We start from the raw sequence: 16,460 nt of genomic DNA on the forward strand, positions 1-16,460 counted from the left end.
AGCACCGCCGCCCGCGCTGGCGTCGAGGCCGTCACTCCATTAACATTCCAACCGGACCAATCGGCGGGGGCGGGTCAGGGGCGACCCGGCGACGCTTGGTGCCACCATCCAGCGGTTCATCGCGTGGCGCAAGGCCGCTGGCCTGCACCCCAAGACAAGTCCGACCTTCAATGTCTGGCGTTCCTAGCGGCGCCCTGCGTCGCCTGCCGACTATAGCGTGGACCGTTGTGTCGGGACCGACCAACCGATCGAAGCGAATGGCGAGCAGATCAAAGCCGGCGAGATCCCTGGCGGGCGCTGCGCCGTGCTGCGTGTTGTTGGCAACACCGACAATCTGGAGCCCGCCGCGCTCTACCTTTATCGCGACTGGCTTCCGGCCAGCGGCGAGGAAGCACGCGACTTCCCGATCTATTGCCAGCGGCTGAGCTTCTTCCCGGAGGTACCGGAGCATGAGGCGGTCGCGGAACTGTTTCTGCCGCTGAAGTAGCACGCTCTGACAGCGGCCTGTCCCTTCCAATCGCAAGAACCGGATAGGCCGCTATCTATCCAATCTCGGTCTTTACGGAATCTCAGCCGAGCAGCACAAGTTAACATCACCTGCTCGGGGCAGGCCAATCGGAGGCCACTCCTCACGTCAGATGCGCCAGCGACATCACAGCTGACAGGACGCTGATGCCGAGAAGAAGGTGGAAGCCCGCCTTGCAGATCATCCCAGCAATAGAATTCCCCTCCGCGAATAATGCCTCGGCCTCGGATCGGATGTGCTTCGACTCGGCTCGGATCTTACCTGGAAAGCGCATGATCAATGCTCCTAATACAATCTGATATCGCTTCTCATCCTCCGTGATATCCTGATTGCAGCAGACGAACTTGTGATGTGGTTCACATTTTGCAGAAGTTTGATTGAGATTTGGGCTAACTGGCGCAAGCCGCACGCTTTTATCATTTTGTCTGTGCTGCTCATCACAGAAATCCTACCGCATCAAGAATATCATTAACAAATACCGGCGTAGTGAAAGTTAAAGCAGACACGTATGCCAGCGCACCGACATAGGCCGCAATAAGGCCGCGGTTGATGTCGGTCCTTGCCCTTGATTGCGGCAAAGGAGATCTCTCATGAAAAGCTCTCTGATCCTTGCTCTTACGCTTGGCGTGGCACTAACTCCTGCGGCTGCCCTTGCAGAACGTCAAGACACTCTCGTCCCTCAATTCACTGAGATGTCCTACAAGATGATGCGCGATGGTCAAATTCAGCGGGTGATAGAGGAAGGACGCGCCAACAAGGCGGCGTTCGAGGCACTCAAGCAGCGGGAATTGCAGCAGCGGTCGTTGCAGGAGCCCACATATACAGGGTCTGTGCGGCGTCCACGCCAATAGCTGTCCGTCATACCTTCAAAGGCATTGGCGATCGCCAGCAACCGCAGGGCGGCCCGACAATCCTTCTCGCGGGCTGCCCGCATGCGCAGATCTGATGGCGAGTCGTCCTAACGGGCCGGGAGCCCGGCCATGTTGATCTCTATCAACAGCACCTCGCTCCGCAGTGAATCACGACAGGCATATCAACGCAAAACCGCGTCACCAATTCTCTGGACGGGTATTACCCGAAAGAAATGAAGACGCGGTTTTGCGTATATGCCCCCATTGCGGCCGTCCGCAGGACCCGATCACTCAGAATAAGCGGACTCTGACTGTGTTTGCCGTGTTAATCGCGTTGCTCGCTGGAGCCTTCGTTTTGCAGCACTCGTCCATTCAGGCTGAAACCACGTCGTGTTCGCCGCTACAAGGCCGAGGATCTCGACCTCCTCCTCTACAGCCGTACTCCTGCCTTCCGATCCAGCTCGATTTTCCTACCGACGTTTCACTGCTTTCGGAACCACCTGATCGACGCCCCCGAAGTCCGCCCACGGGTCACCCTGAAGATGGGACATCCGCGCCGCCAGATTGCCCATCCGATACTGACTGCCGCTGCGGATCGTCGGAAGCTCCTCCCATGACGCTGGCGTCGACACAGGTGCGCCAGCGCGGGCCCGCGTGGAATAGGCCGCCACAGCCGTCGCACCCCGTCCGTTACGCAGATAGTCGATGAAGATCCGGCCCATTCTGGCGCGCTTGGCCATCGTATCCGTGTAGAGGGCGGGGCTCGCCTTCGTCATGGTAGACGCTACGCCGGCCGCGAATGCCTTGGCCTCGTCCCAGGATGCCTTCGGGCGGAGAGGGACGACAACGTGCAGCCCCTTGCCGCCGGATGTCTTGACGAAGCTCTCGAGATTGAGGTTCTGGAGGTAGTCGCGCACGTCGATCGCCCCCTGAACAACGGCATCCCAGCTGACGCCCTCTCCAGGATCGAGGTCAAAGACGAGGCGATCGGGCTTCTCCGGGCTCTTCAGCGTGGAGCCCCACGGGTGGATCTCGAGAACGCCGGCTTGTACCAGAGCGAGAAGGCCCGACAGATCTCGGATGGCGACAGCCTCGCCATCTCCCAGGCGAATCCGCTGGATCAGATCCTCATCGAGGCCCGCCCAGGCGTGCTTCTGGAAGAAACACTCCTTCTGTGATCCCCCAGGACAGCGCAGGAGCGACAACGGTCGGTTCACGATATGAGGCAGGATCCAATCGGCGATCTCCGTATAGAACTCGGCGAGCCCGAGCTTGGTGATCCCCTCGTCCTCCCACAACACGCGGTCGGGATGCGTGAGATGGGCTGTCTCAAGGATCGCAGCCCCGGGATTTGCGACAGGAGGGGCTTGCCCGGCCGTCTCCCGCACGACCTCGCGCCGATCCTTGTCCTCGCGCAGGCCTTGAAAAGAGCCCTGCCGGACCATGCCGTCATGCGTCCACCCGCGGAATTCTACCTCGGCGACGAGCTCCGGCCTGACCCACCTCACCCCACGACCGGCAGCAGCCGGGAGCTTGCCGGCAAAGGGCGAAGCCTTGATCTCGATCGAAGTAAGGGACTTGTAGAGAGCGCTTGCCACCTCCGCGGTAAAGCCGGTGCCGACACGACCGACTGCAATGAGCTTGCCAGCCTCATAGACGCCCATCACCAGGGAGCCGACAGCCTTCTTGCTCGCGGTCGAGGGCAGGTAGCCGGCGATCACCAGTTCCTGGCGCTGTGTGCACTTCGACTTGACCCAATCCTCGCCACGGCCTGACCTGTAGGGCCGATCGGCGCGCTTAGAGATGATGCCTTCCAGACCCATCCGGCAGGCGTGCCTGACAAGCGTCGCGCCATCCTCCTCGAGATGGTCGCTGAAGCGGATGGCGCCGCCCTGGGGCAGGTCATCAAACAGGAGCCGCAAGGCCGCCTTGCGGTCTGCCAGTGTCGCCTTCCTGAGATCCTCTCCATCGAGATACAGGAGATCGAAGACCTAGTAGACGAAGCGTTCGCCTTTGCCGCCCTTGAGTTCCTGCTGCAGGGCCGAGAAGCTTGAGATCCCTGCCTCATCCTCCACGACGATTTCGCCATCGAGCAGCGCCGATGGAATTCTCAAGTCTTTCAGGGCAGTCGCAATGGCCTTGAACTTCGGCGTCCAGTCGAGGCCCTTCCGCGTCAGCAACTGGACCTGGCCGCCATCGATGCGGGCCTGCATGCGGTAGCCATCGAGCTTGATCTCGTGCAGCCAGTTGCCACCCCCTCGGCGCGCTCTCAAACAGTTGTGCCAGGGCCGGTTCGACAAATGCTGGGAGAATGCCCTTCTTCGCACCCTTGACCTTCGCGGGACGTCGCGATTTCCCCGGTCGGGAATTTTCGACCTTTTCGCGTGCAGCATGATCGATGCGGATCTCGCCCTGCGCGGCCAGTTCCTCGATCGCTCGGCCCGATTTGAGTGAGGTTGTCTCCTCCTCCAGGATGTCGGGATCTCCAGAGGTCCGGGCCGCCTCATCGTCGGACTTGAGCAACAGCCATTGTTCATTCTTCTGCCCCGGCTTTCCGCGCGTGCGCACGAGATGCCACTTACCTTTGAGCCGCTTGCCTTCGAGCGTGAACGTCAGTCGACCGCGGGCATAATCCGCATGCGGGTCGCCTTCGGCGATCCAACGGCCCTGATCCCAGACGATCATCGTGCCGCCGCCATACTGGCCGGCCGGAATGACGCCCTCGAAGTCGATGTATTTGAGCGGGTGATCCTCGGTATGGACGGACAGGCGCTTCTCTCCGGGAACCAAGCTGGGGCCGCGCGTGACCCCCCAGCTCTTGAGCACGCCATCCATTTCTAGCCGCAGGTCATAGTGCTGGCGGAGCGCGTCATGCTTCTGGACCACGAAGCGGTCGCCTTGCGCCTTGCCGCGCTTTGCCTTCGGTTCGCTTGTGACGAAGAAGTCGCGCTTGGCCTGATAGGCGGCGAGGGAGCCGGAGGCCTTTGATCTAGTGGCAGGCTTGGCTCGGGACCGAACACTCCTCGCTTTCAGATCCGGCGACCATGGCACCCTCCTACGCAAGACAACTCGGATGGCTCAACCGGCTTTACGCGCCTTCGTCTTAGCGGCGGGCCGTTTGGCGGACTTGGATTTGGCCGCTGGCTTCTTTGCTGGAGCAGCCTTCTTACCCGCCGATCCGTCCTTCTCGGCGGAGACGCTGCGCTTGAGCGCATCCATCAGGTTGACGACGTTCGAGGGCTTCTCGGACGGCTCCTCCTTCATGGGCTTGCCAACCTGCTTCGACTTCAGAAGCTCGGCGACGGCCTCTTCATAGCGGTCATCGAATTGCTCTGGATCGAAATGCGCCGCCTTGCTGTCGATGATATGGGCCGCGAGATCCTTCATCTCCTTGGGATACTTCACCTCGCTGATCTCGTCGAAGACCTTGTCCTCGTCACGGACTTCGTCGGCCGCGTGCAGCGTTGTGCCGACCAATCCTTCGTCGAGGGGCTCCAGCAGGATCATGCGTTCCCGCCGCGCCAGCACGATGCGGGCGATACCGGCCATGCCCTTGTCACGGATGGCGTCGCGAATGACGCAGAAGGCCTCGTTCGAGACCTTGTCGGTCGGGGCAATGTAGTAAGCGGTGTCGAGGAAACGCTCGTCGACCTCGTCGCGCGGCACGAAGCTCTCGATGTCGATGGTGTGGGTGCTTTCCACCTTCAGGGCATCGAGCTCCTCGTCCTCGACTTGAATGTAGCTGCCCTTGCCGACGGCGAAGCCTTTCACTTGGTCTTCGCTTTCGACGACCTTTTCCGTCTCGCTGTCGACGAACTGGCGCTTCACGCGGTTGCCGGTTTTGCGGTTGAGGGTGTTGAAGCGGATCTTGCGGCCCGAGGATGTGGAGGGATACAGGCCGACCGCGCAGGACACGAGAGAAAGCTTGATGTGGCCTTTCCAGACTGTCCGCTCAGACATGGCAAAACTCCCGACGAGACGCTACTGTGGGCGGCCCTGACAACCTTGGCCGGCGCCCTCACGAGTCGGCAACGTCGTCTCGGAATGACTCGTTCCGACTTCTCCACAGCCATCTCCGAGGCGGTTAACGCGCCATGAAACCACTCTCGCTTGTGGCGCATTTTAACGCTGAGCTTATCGTGCAAGGAGTACCGGAATGTCCGATGACAAAGCCAATCGCGGCGGAGCCGACCGGAGCCGGGTCGCTGGCGGTGAAAGGTACGAAGTCGATTACTTCGCCAAAAGGCACGGCATCACTGTTGCGCAGGCCGAGGCGTTGGTCAAAGAGCACGGCAACAGCCGCGAAAAGCTTGATGCGGCTGCTGGAAAGCTCAAGCTAGGCTAACTGCTGGTAGGCCGCTGCCCACGAAGCGAACATGAGCGAGAGTCGCACCTTTATTGGGACCGCCGCCTGGGCGATCCCAAAGCAGTATCTGGATTCCTTCCCGCGCGACGGCAGCCATCTGGTACGATACGCGAGCCGATTTGATGGCGTCGAGATCAACTCCTCGTTCTATCGCCCGCATCGCTTATCGACCTACCAGCGCTGGGCGGCTGATGTCCCGGATCACTTCCGCTTTGCCGTGAAGATGCCGAAGACGATCACCCACGAAGGTCGTCTGCGCGATGTCAACGAGCCGTTGCAACGCTTCCTGGGGGAAATCGCGGGTTTGGGAGCCAAGCTCGGGCCAGTCCTCACTCAGCTTCCGCCCAGCCTGAAGTTCGACCCTGCGGTCGTGCAGCCATTCGTTGATACGCTTCGAGCTTCGTTCGCCGGAGACGTCGTCTGGGAACCGCGGCATGCGTCATGGTTCACTGCCGATGTCGACGCCTTCCTTGTGGAGCAGCGGATCGCGCGGGTGGCGGCAGATCCTCAGCCTCACTCGAATGCCGGTGCTCCCGGTGGCTGGACGGGTTTGGTCTACTACCGCCTGCATGGATCGCCCAAGATGTACTACTCGACCTACCCGCAAGAGGCCATCGCGGACACGGCCAAAGTTTTGGGCACCTATAGGCAGACCGGAACAGAAGCATGGTGCATATTCGACAACACGGCAGCGTTCGCGGCGACCGGCGACGCGCTTAGCATGATGAAGCTGCTGCAGCCGCAAGTGTAGGGATCGCTATCTCACGACAGGGACTGCCTCAGAGCGAAGCCCTGGACGGGCGCTCAGGCTGCATCCTCTGAAACGCCCACATCATCGTTGCCCTGTAAATCTGCGATCAACAGACCGGCATTCTGGCGGATCTTGCTCTCGATCTCGACCGCGATCTCAGGATTGTCCTTCAGGAAGGTCTTGGCGTTCTCACGCCCCTGTCCCAGGCGCTGGCTGTCATAGGAGAACCAGGCGCCGGACTTCTCGACCACGTTGGCCTTGACGCCGAGATCGATCAGCTCGCCCATCTTGGAGATGCCTTCGCCGAACATGATGTCGAACTCAACCTGTTTGAAGGGCGGAGCCACCTTGTTCTTGACCACTTTCACGCGGACCTGATTGCCGATCGGCTCATCGCGATCCTTCAGGGTCGAAGTTCGACGGATGTCGAGGCGCACGGAAGCGTAAAACTTGAGCGCGTTGCCACCCGTCGTCACCTCAGGGCTGCCATAGGTGACGCCGATCTTCATCCGGATCTGGTTGATGAAGATCACCATCGTGTTGGAGCGGTTGATCGAACCGGTGAGCTTGCGCAGCGCCTGGCTCATCAGGCGGGCTTGGAGACCAGGGCGGCTCTCGCCCATCTCGCCCTCGATCTCCGCCTTCGGGGTCAAGGCTGCCACGGAGTCGATGACCAGGACAGACACGGAGCCTGAACGGACGAGCGTGTCGGCGATCTCAAGCGCCTGCTCGCCGTTGTCCGGCTGGGAGACAAGAAGATCGTCCAGATTGACGCCTAGTTTGCGGGCGTAGACGGGGTCGAGGGCATGCTCGGCATCGATGAAGCCGCAGACGCCGCCCTTCTTCTGGGCCTCAGCGATGGTCTGGAGCGCGAGCGTCGTCTTGCCGGACGACTCCGGCCCATAAACTTCGATGATCCGGCCGCGCGGCAGACCGCCGACACCGAGGGCGACGTCGAGGCCCAGAGATCCGGTGGAGATGGTCTCCACTTCTACAATCTGATCGCCGCCGAGGCGCATGATGGCGCCCTTGCCAAAGGCGCGTTCGATCTGGCTGACGGCGGTCTCGATCGCCTTGGCCTTATCCGGGGTCATCGCAAATCCTGTGTTCAAGTGAGAAAGCCAGACCCTACGGAACCTTGTCGCGAAAATATAGAACAAAATGTGAACATATTGTCGCGACGTCGTCGCCTAGCCGATAAGCCGGGCGGTTGCGAACAAAACGGGAAACGGGATCTATAGTGGACCCGAAAGAATGATTCGAATGCCGCGAATGCACGAAATCGATCACGATCGCGGAGCATCGGTCGGCGAGAAGACGGATGACGGTGCACCGCCATCCTCAAGCCTTGAAGATCCTAGGACTTCGGCATGATCACGCGGTCGATCACGTGGATGACGCCGTTTGATGCGTTGACGTCGGCCTGTGTGACAGCCGCGTCATCGACCTTGACGGTGTTGCCGCTCGCATCGATCCGCACGGCGCTGCCCTCGACGGTCTTGGCATTAGTCGTCTTACCCTTGAGGTCGCCGGACAGAACGTTCCCCGACACGACGTGATAGGTCAGGACCTTCGTGAGCTGCGCCTTGTTCTCAGGCTTCAAGAGGGTCTCGACCGTACCGGCCGGAAGCTTCCTGAACGCCTCGTCGGTGGGCGCGAAGACCGTGTAGGGGCCCTTGCCCTTGAGCGTCTCGACAAGTCCAGCGGCCTGAAGGGCGGCCGTCAGCGTCTTGAAGTTGCCATTGCTGACAGCGGTTTCAACGATATCCGCCGCTGCGGCCGGACCTGCCGCGACGAGCATGGCAGCTATGGCGTAAGCACTATACTTCGCGTTCATTGATCCATCCTCCGATCGCGGCACCCGGTCGGTTCACCGGCACCAGCCTCGAGGGATATGGCCTGCGCCCAACCCACCTTGCATTGGGAGTTTCCTGAGCAGGGCGGGAAAATCACCGTAGAGGCCCGCTTTCGCTCCCGTGGCCATGGGAAGGCCACGCGCGTCCGCGCTATGTCCTGAAGCGGCAATGGCACGCAGCCGGGTTCAAGGCCACAATGGACCATCCCATCTCCAACGATGCCTCTTCGGTCGAGCAGGCGGGATCCCGCAAACGGCGTCGCGCGGCCACGAGGCCGCCGCAGGCTCACAGCCTGCCGACCCTGATCGCGCCCGAGGTGGACGCGGAGGCCTTGCTGCGGGGGCGTGGCTGGCGGCGTGGCCGGCGGTGTGAAGGGAGTGCTTGGAATCCCCAGAACACCGGCAGCGTCCAGCGGCACCGCACGTCTCCCAAGAAGCGCACGGCTCACCATTAACGCTGGCTCGGCGCCAGCCGACCCGAAGCCTTCTTAGCGTCCCCTCGATTTCGCTGCATTGTATGGAGTGAGGCGACAGGGCCGGCAGCGGGTCCGAGCCGGTCCACGTCCCTCAAGCCAAGCCGCCACGGCGGCAGGTTAAAGGGCTCTCCAGGACAGAAGCATTATAAGCCTGTACGACAGGTTCGCCAGCTTCAGCCCAAGATCGAGCTGAATTTGTTCAAGCAACGCGGTTTGTACGGCCGACTCCAGCTTGGCGAGCTCAGTGCCTGGCGGACGACCTGCTCCGCAGTCGGTGTGTTCACAGCCTGTCATTTGCAGGCACAAGGCGAAGCGCGGTGGGCTGGTCGACGGGCTGAATCACGCGCACGCTGTAGCGAAATTGTCCCTGCTCGTCGAACACCGCATTTGCCGTGACGGCAAACCACGTTACGGAACCATCCTGTCGAACATAACTCTGCTCGAGCGCATAGGCCTTCAGTTCACCGGCCACATGCTGCTGGTACAACGTCTGCTCATCTGCCGAACTTGCCGGATCGGCAAGATCGAAGATGCTCCGGGTCAGCAACTCGCTGCGCGAGTAACCGGTCAGCGAACAGAACCTAGCATTGACCATTACAAGCTGCCCGATCAGGTCCGTCTCGCCAATGCCAACACTGGCATGCTCCTGCGTGGCCAAGAGCCGTTCCTTGGCATTCCGCATAGCCTGGACGTGGGCAACGTTTGCCATCGCAATGGCCGCGATCTGAGCGAGTTGAGTCAGCCGGGCCTGATCCTCGGGTGTAAATTCTCCGCTCACTTTGCCGGACAACATGACCGCTCCCATCGTGCCGCCGTGCGCCCCGACGAGCGGCACGGCCAGAATACCCATGAGCGGCCCAGGCGGCGCTGTAGGCTCCTGCCCATCATGTCGGTCCCGCTCTGGTGGCCAGGCCCAGGTTGGAAGCCGCATCGGTTCGCCGGATCGGATGACTTGCGTGGAGATGGCGGCTGCGGCCATGCTGATCGCCAGAGCTGATCCTTGTAGGCACTCTTCGGAGAGCGACAGGGCCGCCGAGGTATGGGGCCACAGTCCATAGGGGATGGTCTGAATGGCACCCCAATGCGCCCCGATGATCTCACGAGCCTGATCCGCGACCTCCTGCAAGGTAGCCTCAGGCGTGCTGGCCGCGCCAATCCGGGCCGATGCCTCCGCCAGGGCTTTGAGTTGCTCCTCGTGCCACTGAGCTCTCGCCTCCGCTAAGGCCTTGAGTTGCTCCTGGTGCCACTGAGCCCTGGCAAGATAGGCCTGCTTTTCCTGCTCAATCAGGATCCGCGCGGTGATGTCATGATGGATCACGACCGCATACGCGGCTCCATCGTGCTTCAGTCGGGACACCCGAAGCTGGAACCATCTCTGCTCATTGGGGGAGTGGCACGGATCCTCCAGGACAAAGGTGCGGGCGCCAGCCAGGACCGACCGGATGCCGGCTGCAGCCGCTTTCGCGCAGGGAGCATCGCCTCCCGTCGCACGCGTGCACACCTCAAGGTAGTTGACGCCGATTTGCGAGGTGTCACGGGCCTGATTGGCGTGACCGAAGTCCTGCCACGCCCGGTTGGTGGCGACAATCGTTCCAGTCTGGTCGAGAACCGCGATAGGGGCAGCCACAGCATCCAGAATGCCCTGAGCCGAGGGAATGGCTGGGATCCCGTTCTGCTCTGATTTGGGAGGCATGGCCATGCCCTCCAAGAGCGAGACTTGGATGCAGGACAACGGGCACAGGCCCGATTCCGTTCAACTTGGCCCCGCAATTGCCCATCCCTTGGACGCCAGTAGAGGTAGACACGAGCTTCATCCTAGGGTCGGCCTGCGCCGAGCCAAACCAAGCAGGTCGCCGCTGGCACAGTAGTGCTGGTCCGTAAGTTGTTCGCTCCAATTCATGAGAGAGGCAGTATGCATTCCGAAGGACTAGGCGGGGAGAGACTGGGAAAAGTGCTCATCTCAGCCTCTCCTTAGCCACGGAAACGCTCCCTGTTGAAATTTCCGGGAACCTTTTGATGGCGACCGCATCCAATCCGGTGTCTGGCGGGTATCCAACCCAGACGCCGGGTGCCTTCGGCAAGCCCAGTCTGGAGGTCCCCGTCTATCGAAGGGAGAAAACCATGTCCAAGCTTCATGTGACCCTGCTGGGCGCCTGCCTGTGCCTCGCTCCTTTTAGCGCGATTGCCCAGGGAGCTGCCAAGCTCACCGACCCGCAGATTGCCCATGTCGCCTACACGGCTGGGCAGATCGACATTCAGGCCGCGGAGTTGGCCCTCAAGCACTCCAAGAACCAGGAGGTGCGGGCCTTCGCCAACGGCATGGTCCGCGACCACAAGGCGGTGAACGAGAAGGCACTGGCGCTGGTGAAGAAGCTGAATGTCACGCCGGAGGACAACGACACCAGCCGCTCGCTCATGAAGCAGGCCGGGGCGAAGAAGAAGGAGCTGATGGCTCTGAAAGGCGCCGCCTTCGACAAGGCCTACGCCCAGAACGAGGTAGCCTATCATCAGCAGGTCAACGGCGCCCTTCAGAACACGCTGATCCCTGCTGCCAGCAACGGCGAGCTCAAGGACCTGCTATCGACCGGGCTCAAGATCTTCCAGGGCCACCAGCAGCATGCTGAGCATCTTGTCCAAAGCCTGCCAGCGAGAACTGGGGCGCTGGCCCATTGAGGAAGGAATGAGCGATGCGGCGGCTTGCAATATTGGTTGCAGTCGCGTTGGCGGTGCTGGCTGGTCCGGCCTCCAAGGCAGGAACCACGCAATCGGTTCTCATGAAGGGCGTCGCCTTCGAGCCGAGGCAGATCACGGTGCACGTCGGCGATACGCTGGATTGGGCCAACCAGGACATCGTCGCGCACACCGCGACGGCCAGGGACAAGAGCTGGGATGTCAACGTGCTGCCGGGGAAGGACGGACACATGGTGATGAAGGCAGTGGGCCGCTTCGACTACATCTGCCGTTACCATCCGAACATGACGGGCGAAGTCATCGTCGAGCCCTGACGGGCACGCGGCCGCCGTGACGATCACATCGGCGGTTTGACGCCATTCTTCTCCACGGTGACGCGGGTCGCCGACATCGTCCCATCGGGCTTTTTCTGGCCAAAGATGAAGACTGCAGAGCCAGGCTTCACGAGGCTTGTGTCGCCGGGCACGAAGGCGACGACGGGCGCGTCGGGCGGGACCGTGATCTCCGCCTCTTGGCCCTTGTAGGTCACCCGCAACACCTGCCCCTGCGGGGCGGCCGCCACACCGGCGACGGTGGCATTGGTCATCAGGCTGTCGGGGGCCAGATCCCACGCAAACTGCCCCTCACCGGCTCCCGGTGGCAGGAAATGGACCTCAAGCGCCCGCAGCTTACCATCCGGTCCGCGGACGGAGGTTGAGGCGATGTAGTCGCCGGCCTTGATCTCGGAGAGGCTGCGCTTCTCCACGCCGGTGAGGGTGAAGTTGGGCGCCAGGGTGACAGGCACCTCTTGGCCTGCCTGGGTTTTGACCAGCAGGGTCTGACCCTCAAGCCGCTCGACAGTGCCGCGGATACGGGTGGGCGTTCCCTCAGGCGCTTGGGCAAGCGCCGGAACACCGACCAAAGCCACGAGTGCTCCTATCAGAAATGATCGCATGAAGCCTCTCCTGGGCTGTGTCACACACGGGACCACAGGCTTCCCAGACGACCGTCTCCGGACGTGTCGGTCAACGTCTCAAAAGGCGGATCAAACCGCCTGCACGCATTCGTGATCGCGCCGGGTGTAGTCAGCCGCCCGGCTTCATGTCGGCCGAGTGGACATTGCGCTCCGGGAAGATGGCAATCTTCTCGCCCCGGCCGGTGGCCGGATCGACGCGATAGAGCGCGCTCTCGCCACCGTAGTTGGTCGCGTAGAGCGTACCATCCCGGTCGAACACGATGCCCATCACGCTCGGCGGCACGTCGGAGTAGCGCGCCACCTCCGCCAGTTCGGCCGTCTTCGGATCTAGGCGGTAAAGGGCTGTCGGAGTGGTCGCGTACATCGCTCCATCCTTCGGATTGGTAGCGAAGTCCATCACGTCCCGGCCACCCTTGAATGGACCAATCTCCGTGAACACCCCGGTTTGGGGATCGATCCGGTAAAGCCGGTTTTCCATCACACCACTGGCGTACAGACCTCCGTCTGGGCCGGGGCCTAGGGCCATGATGCGGACGGTCTTGTCGAGCGGCTCGCCAATGGGCGTCGCCTTGCTGGTGCCTGGGTCGACGGTCGCCAGTTGTGATCTTGAGTTCTCGTGCCGCATGGAGTCCGTGACGGTGTAGAGCTTGCCGTCCGGGCCGAACGCGAGAGGTGCCGAACCGGGATAGCCGAACTGTCCGATCACCTTGGTCTCGCCGGTCTTCGCGTCGATGGCAAGAAGGTCCGTTCCAACCCCGCCCGTTGCATAGATGAGCGGCTCCGCTCGGGCACTCAACATCGACGACGCGAGAAACAGCGCAATTGTCGTGACAGAGCGGCATGGGACGGACGGCATGTTGCACTCCTGACCAGGGAAGCAAAGGCGAGCATACACCGGCCGACCTTTGCACAGAAGCAGTCGCTGTCGACCAGGGACCTGTTCTCCATGCGATCTACGAGGATGCCAGACATGAAAAAGACCAGGTGTGATTCAGCATCGAATATGTACCTTCGAGCCGGTTGCCGTTACGCACATGACGTTGATGGAGAATTCGTCGCGTCAGCGGGGTCACCATTGGCGCCGATCATGACCCCACCGGATTTCCATTTTGCGTCGCTAAACCCAGGCTTTGCGCTACACTTGAGAGGGGCCAGTTCTTCGGCGCCGATTCACACGCTAATCCGTTATCTCTCCGGTCACGCCGCTTGTATACTCCGCAACCACTTCACCGAAGCCATTACGCTGGATGGCTACCTGCTGTCCGGCTTTGACCTTGTCGTTGAGCTTGACCAGATGCTCGACGACCCCGCCCGCAGTGGCCAGGATCGGGAAACGCACTGTTTCGGACCTTCCAGGATTCGGCGAATTTCCGATAAGGCCTTGTAGGCGCTGTGCACCGCGGGAAATGGGTGTTCCGGCGCGAGGCGATAAGCCACCGAGAGCCTCCGCATCCCAGCCATTCCGCCAGCTTCAGTCACCAAGCGGCGATGGCTGAGGACCGATCCTGAACAGTAGCTGCCGCCATGAAAGAACATGAGGATATACGAGGCGTCGCGTCCTGGAGGGAAGGAGCATGAGGAAGTCTGGGGCAACGATGCTACCGTAGAATTGGCCTTCCTTGATCCCGCCTTTGACTGGGGATGGGCGTAGTCTTCCGGACAGTCGGTCATTGCCTACCCCATGGATCCTAATGCTCTCCGGCATTACGCCGACGACGATCATGATGTCCCCGCGACCATACTCGGCGAGCTCGGCTTTTAGCCCCGGTGCGAGCGTCAGGTGCCCCAGCGGGCGACATGCCGATAATGTGCACGTCGTTTTCGACGGCCTCACGCACGGCTTCAGCAGAGGCACGAAGAGCGGATCGATATCCACGTCGAGGCCGAAGCGATCACGTCTGACCACGGTCGTGCCAATCCTGGCCCGTCTTGGCACGACTATGTGCGGGCGGGAGTCTTCTGGCGCTTATGAATTAGGGGTTGCAAGCCCGCCGACATAGGCAAATGATTGGTCTTACGGCAAAAGTTCGACCGTGAGGTTGACTATGGCTGGACTTGGTCACCGGGCTTCCTATCAGCAGCGTGCGATGGGAACGCTGCTGGTTGTAACTGTACTCTTGGGCGTTCTGGGCCTGCCTGCCGCCGTCTGGCTCGACCTGCAGATTCTCTCGGAGCGCGTCCTGCGGATGCAGGCGAGCGAAGCCAACCGCATCATCGACGACATGCGAAGCTTTTACGGTAGCGACGTTGTCGGGCGCATCCTCCAGGCGCCCAATCCGGTGATGGTCACACATAATTATCGTGACATATCCGGGGCGATTCCGATCCCCGCCACACTCTCGATTGAGCTCGGAAAGCGTATCAGCGCTCAGGACGGCTCGGTGAAATACCGCTTCGTTTCGGATATCCCATTCAAGGGCCGGGAGTCTCATCAGTTGGACGACTTCGAGCAGCGGGCCCTTTCCCGCCTGCGAGCCGACCCTAAACTGCCTGTCGTGGAAGTCTCGGGTTCGCTCTTCGACAAGAACGTCCGGACGGCTGCACCCGTCGTGATGGGGCCCGTTTGTGTGAGCTGCCATAATTCGCATCCGGACAGCCCGAAGACGGATTGGAAAGTTGGCGACGTACGCGGGATCCAGGAAATCTCGGTCAAGCAGCCGATCTTCGCGAATGTTTTCTCATTCAAATATACTTTGGGTTATCTCTCGCTGGCTTCGCTCGCCGGCTTTGCATGCATCCTCCTGCAGCGCCGGCAGGAAAAGCTGATCCGCGGAATGAATCAGGAGCTGACCGAGGCGAATGATTTCCTTGCCGGGATTTCGATGAAGCTTGCCAAGTATCTGTCCCCTCAGATCTACAAGAGCATCTTCAGCGGGCAGAAGGATGTGGCGATCGCCACAGAGCGCAAAAAGCTCACGATTTTCTTTTCCGATATCAAGGATTTCACCACCATTTCGGAGCGGTTGCAGCCGGAAGATCTGACGCAACTCCTGAACGAATACTTCACCGAGATGTCCGCGATCGCCCTTCGGCACGGGGCGACCGTCGACAAGTTCGTCGGTGATGCGATTCTGATCTTCTTCGGTGATCCTGAAACGAAAGGCGTCGAAGAGGACGCAAGAGCTTGCCTGCGCATGGCCGTCGACATGCAGCAGTACATGGATCAACTGAACGCCCGCTGGCGCAAACGGGGAACCGACCTACCCATGCGCGTGCGCATGGGCATCAATACGGGCTTTTGCAACGTCGGCAATTTCGGCAGCGAGGATCGGATGGCCTACACGATCATCGGAGCGGAAGCGAACATAGCGGCCCGCTTGCAGGCCATCGCGGAGCCCGGCGGCATTTGCCTGAGCTATGAAACCTACGCCCTGGTACGCGACATGGTGCGGGCCAGACCTCTGGAACCCATCGTCATGAAAGGCATCAAGCGCGAGATCGCGCCTTATGCGGTCGAAGGTCTCTCGGGAGAACTTCCGCAACGGCCCCAGATCATCGCCGAGCATGGGATCGGGCTCGACCTCTTCCTTGATCTCGACGCGATCAAGCAAAGTGAGATCGACCAAGCCAAACGTCGCCTCTCCGAAGCTCTAGCGGCTTTGGAGATGCCTCATCCGACAGCGAAGTCGAGCTGAACTCCGCCGGCATGAGGCACGCGTCGGCTCCAACTTGGCGGTTCGTCGCGCCCCAGCTGCTCGATCAGCCGACTATTCGCGTGGCCAAGATAGCGGCGGCTCGGATCGAGCCTTAGAGCGTCGGACCCGAAATAGGACTCTTCGGCTTCTGCGCGGGCTGGAGTTGTGATTCACTCTTTGGACGGGAGGTGGATCATGGGACATTGCTATTCTCTCGATCTTCGGGTGCGGGTGGCCGACTTTGTCGAGGCGGGCCATACCTGTCGGGCGGCCGCCCAGCACTTTGACGTCAGCGAGAGCTTCGCCATCAAGCTGGTGCGGCGAACGCGGGACACCGGCTCGCCGGCGCCGGCC

The 16,460-nt window shown here is 61.1% G+C and carries 15 protein-coding genes and 5 pseudogenes; 9 read left to right on the top strand and 11 right to left on the bottom strand.

Annotated elements, in window-relative coordinates; translation table 11 throughout:
- Nucleotides 1-76: 76 nt before the first annotated feature.
- A pseudogene (locus JKL46_RS31575) lies at nucleotides 77-487 on the top strand (AraC family transcriptional regulator); the annotation flags it as partial.
- A 142-nt stretch (nucleotides 488-629) separates the two neighbouring features.
- Here the strand turns inward: JKL46_RS31575 and JKL46_RS31580 are convergent.
- Nucleotides 630-800 carry a hypothetical protein gene (locus JKL46_RS31580; RefSeq protein ID WP_201842099.1) on the bottom strand — a complete coding sequence of 57 codons (171 nt, stop codon included), beginning with the start codon at nucleotides 798-800 and terminating at the stop codon, nucleotides 630-632.
- A gap of 316 nt (nucleotides 801-1,116) precedes the next feature.
- Between JKL46_RS31580 and JKL46_RS31585 the strand changes: the two genes are divergently transcribed.
- The gene (locus tag JKL46_RS31585) at nucleotides 1,117-1,377 is read left to right on the top strand and encodes a hypothetical protein (protein WP_201842101.1); all 261 of its coding nucleotides are present in this window, start codon (nucleotides 1,117-1,119) and stop codon (nucleotides 1,375-1,377) included.
- A 470-nt stretch (nucleotides 1,378-1,847) separates the two neighbouring features.
- Here JKL46_RS31585 and ligD read toward each other — a convergent pair.
- Together ligD and ku are read right to left on the bottom strand one after the other, a co-directional pair.
- Nucleotides 1,848-4,410: pseudogene (gene ligD / locus JKL46_RS31590) on the bottom strand (DNA ligase D).
- Between the two features lie 45 nt (nucleotides 4,411-4,455).
- Entirely contained in the window at nucleotides 4,456-5,337 is an 882-nt protein-coding gene (gene ku / locus JKL46_RS31595) for a non-homologous end joining protein Ku (RefSeq protein WP_201842103.1), read from the bottom strand.
- Nucleotides 5,338-5,533: 196 nt separating this feature from the next.
- Between ku and JKL46_RS31600 the strand changes: the two genes are divergently transcribed.
- Together JKL46_RS31600 and JKL46_RS31605 are read left to right on the top strand one after the other, a co-directional pair.
- Nucleotides 5,534-5,722: a DUF3606 domain-containing protein gene (locus JKL46_RS31600; protein WP_201842105.1), complete on the top strand. Its 189-nt coding sequence runs from the start codon at nucleotides 5,534-5,536 to the stop codon at nucleotides 5,720-5,722.
- Nucleotides 5,723-5,753: 31 nt separating this feature from the next.
- A complete protein-coding gene (locus JKL46_RS31605) occupies nucleotides 5,754-6,494 on the top strand; it encodes a DUF72 domain-containing protein (RefSeq protein ID WP_201842107.1) in 741 nt (246 codons plus the stop codon).
- 53 nt (nucleotides 6,495-6,547) lie between these two features.
- Here JKL46_RS31605 and recA read toward each other — a convergent pair whose 3' ends face one another.
- Together recA and JKL46_RS31615 are read right to left on the bottom strand one after the other, a co-directional pair.
- Nucleotides 6,548-7,588 (bottom strand): recombinase RecA, encoded by a 1,041-nt coding sequence (recA, locus tag JKL46_RS31610; RefSeq protein WP_201842109.1) that lies wholly within the window; start codon nucleotides 7,586-7,588, stop codon nucleotides 6,548-6,550.
- A 263-nt stretch (nucleotides 7,589-7,851) separates the two neighbouring features.
- A complete protein-coding gene (locus JKL46_RS31615) occupies nucleotides 7,852-8,331 on the bottom strand; it encodes a fasciclin domain-containing protein (RefSeq protein ID WP_201842111.1) in 480 nt (159 codons plus the stop codon).
- A gap of 215 nt (nucleotides 8,332-8,546) precedes the next feature.
- Between JKL46_RS31615 and JKL46_RS31620 the strand changes: the two genes are divergently transcribed.
- A complete protein-coding gene (locus tag JKL46_RS31620) occupies nucleotides 8,547-8,804 on the top strand; it encodes a hypothetical protein (RefSeq protein WP_201842113.1) in 258 nt (85 codons plus the stop codon).
- A gap of 301 nt (nucleotides 8,805-9,105) precedes the next feature.
- On the opposite strand, the gene JKL46_RS31625 is transcribed toward JKL46_RS31620, so the two are convergent.
- Nucleotides 9,106-10,518 (bottom strand): PAS domain S-box protein, encoded by a 1,413-nt coding sequence (locus JKL46_RS31625; protein ID WP_201842115.1) that lies wholly within the window; start codon nucleotides 10,516-10,518, stop codon nucleotides 9,106-9,108.
- 428 nt (nucleotides 10,519-10,946) lie between these two features.
- On the opposite strand from JKL46_RS31625, the gene JKL46_RS31630 reads away from it, so the two are divergent.
- Both JKL46_RS31630 and JKL46_RS31635 read left to right on the top strand, forming a co-directional pair.
- On the top strand, nucleotides 10,947-11,498 hold the full coding sequence (locus JKL46_RS31630) for a DUF4142 domain-containing protein (protein WP_201842117.1): 552 nt from the start codon (nucleotides 10,947-10,949) through the stop codon (nucleotides 11,496-11,498).
- A 14-nt stretch (nucleotides 11,499-11,512) separates the two neighbouring features.
- Nucleotides 11,513-11,830 (top strand): cupredoxin domain-containing protein, encoded by a 318-nt coding sequence (locus JKL46_RS31635; protein ID WP_201842119.1) that lies wholly within the window; start codon nucleotides 11,513-11,515, stop codon nucleotides 11,828-11,830.
- A gap of 23 nt (nucleotides 11,831-11,853) precedes the next feature.
- Here JKL46_RS31635 and JKL46_RS31640 read toward each other — a convergent pair whose 3' ends face one another.
- The 5 genes and pseudogenes from JKL46_RS31640 to JKL46_RS36005 all read right to left on the bottom strand — a co-directional run.
- On the bottom strand, nucleotides 11,854-12,450 hold the full coding sequence (locus JKL46_RS31640; protein WP_201842121.1) for a hypothetical protein: 597 nt from the start codon (nucleotides 12,448-12,450) through the stop codon (nucleotides 11,854-11,856).
- A gap of 130 nt (nucleotides 12,451-12,580) precedes the next feature.
- Entirely contained in the window at nucleotides 12,581-13,327 is a 747-nt protein-coding gene (locus JKL46_RS31645; protein WP_201842123.1) for a Vgb family protein, read from the bottom strand.
- A gap of 327 nt (nucleotides 13,328-13,654) precedes the next feature.
- Nucleotides 13,655-13,882 (bottom strand): annotated as a pseudogene (locus tag JKL46_RS35995) (hypothetical protein); the annotation flags it as partial.
- Nucleotides 13,870-14,043 (bottom strand): annotated as a pseudogene (locus JKL46_RS36000) (alpha/beta hydrolase fold domain-containing protein); the annotation flags it as partial. The pseudogenes JKL46_RS36000 and JKL46_RS35995, both read right to left, overlap by 13 nt.
- Before the next feature lie 136 nt (nucleotides 14,044-14,179).
- Nucleotides 14,180-14,405, bottom strand: a pseudogene (locus JKL46_RS36005) (methylmalonyl-CoA mutase); the annotation flags it as partial.
- A 111-nt stretch (nucleotides 14,406-14,516) separates the two neighbouring features.
- Between JKL46_RS36005 and JKL46_RS31655 the strand changes: the two are divergent.
- Together JKL46_RS31655 and JKL46_RS31660 are read left to right on the top strand one after the other, a co-directional pair.
- Nucleotides 14,517-16,106, top strand: coding sequence for an adenylate/guanylate cyclase domain-containing protein (locus JKL46_RS31655; protein WP_201842127.1), 1,590 nt, complete (start codon nucleotides 14,517-14,519; stop codon nucleotides 16,104-16,106).
- Between the two features lie 195 nt (nucleotides 16,107-16,301).
- A partial coding sequence (locus tag JKL46_RS31660) for an IS630 transposase-related protein (RefSeq protein ID WP_201842129.1) occupies nucleotides 16,302-16,460 on the top strand: 159 nt, incomplete at its 3' end.

This window comes from Microvirga zambiensis WSM3693 (assembly GCF_016735695.1).
Lineage (GTDB): Bacteria > Pseudomonadota > Alphaproteobacteria > Rhizobiales > Beijerinckiaceae > Microvirga > Microvirga zambiensis.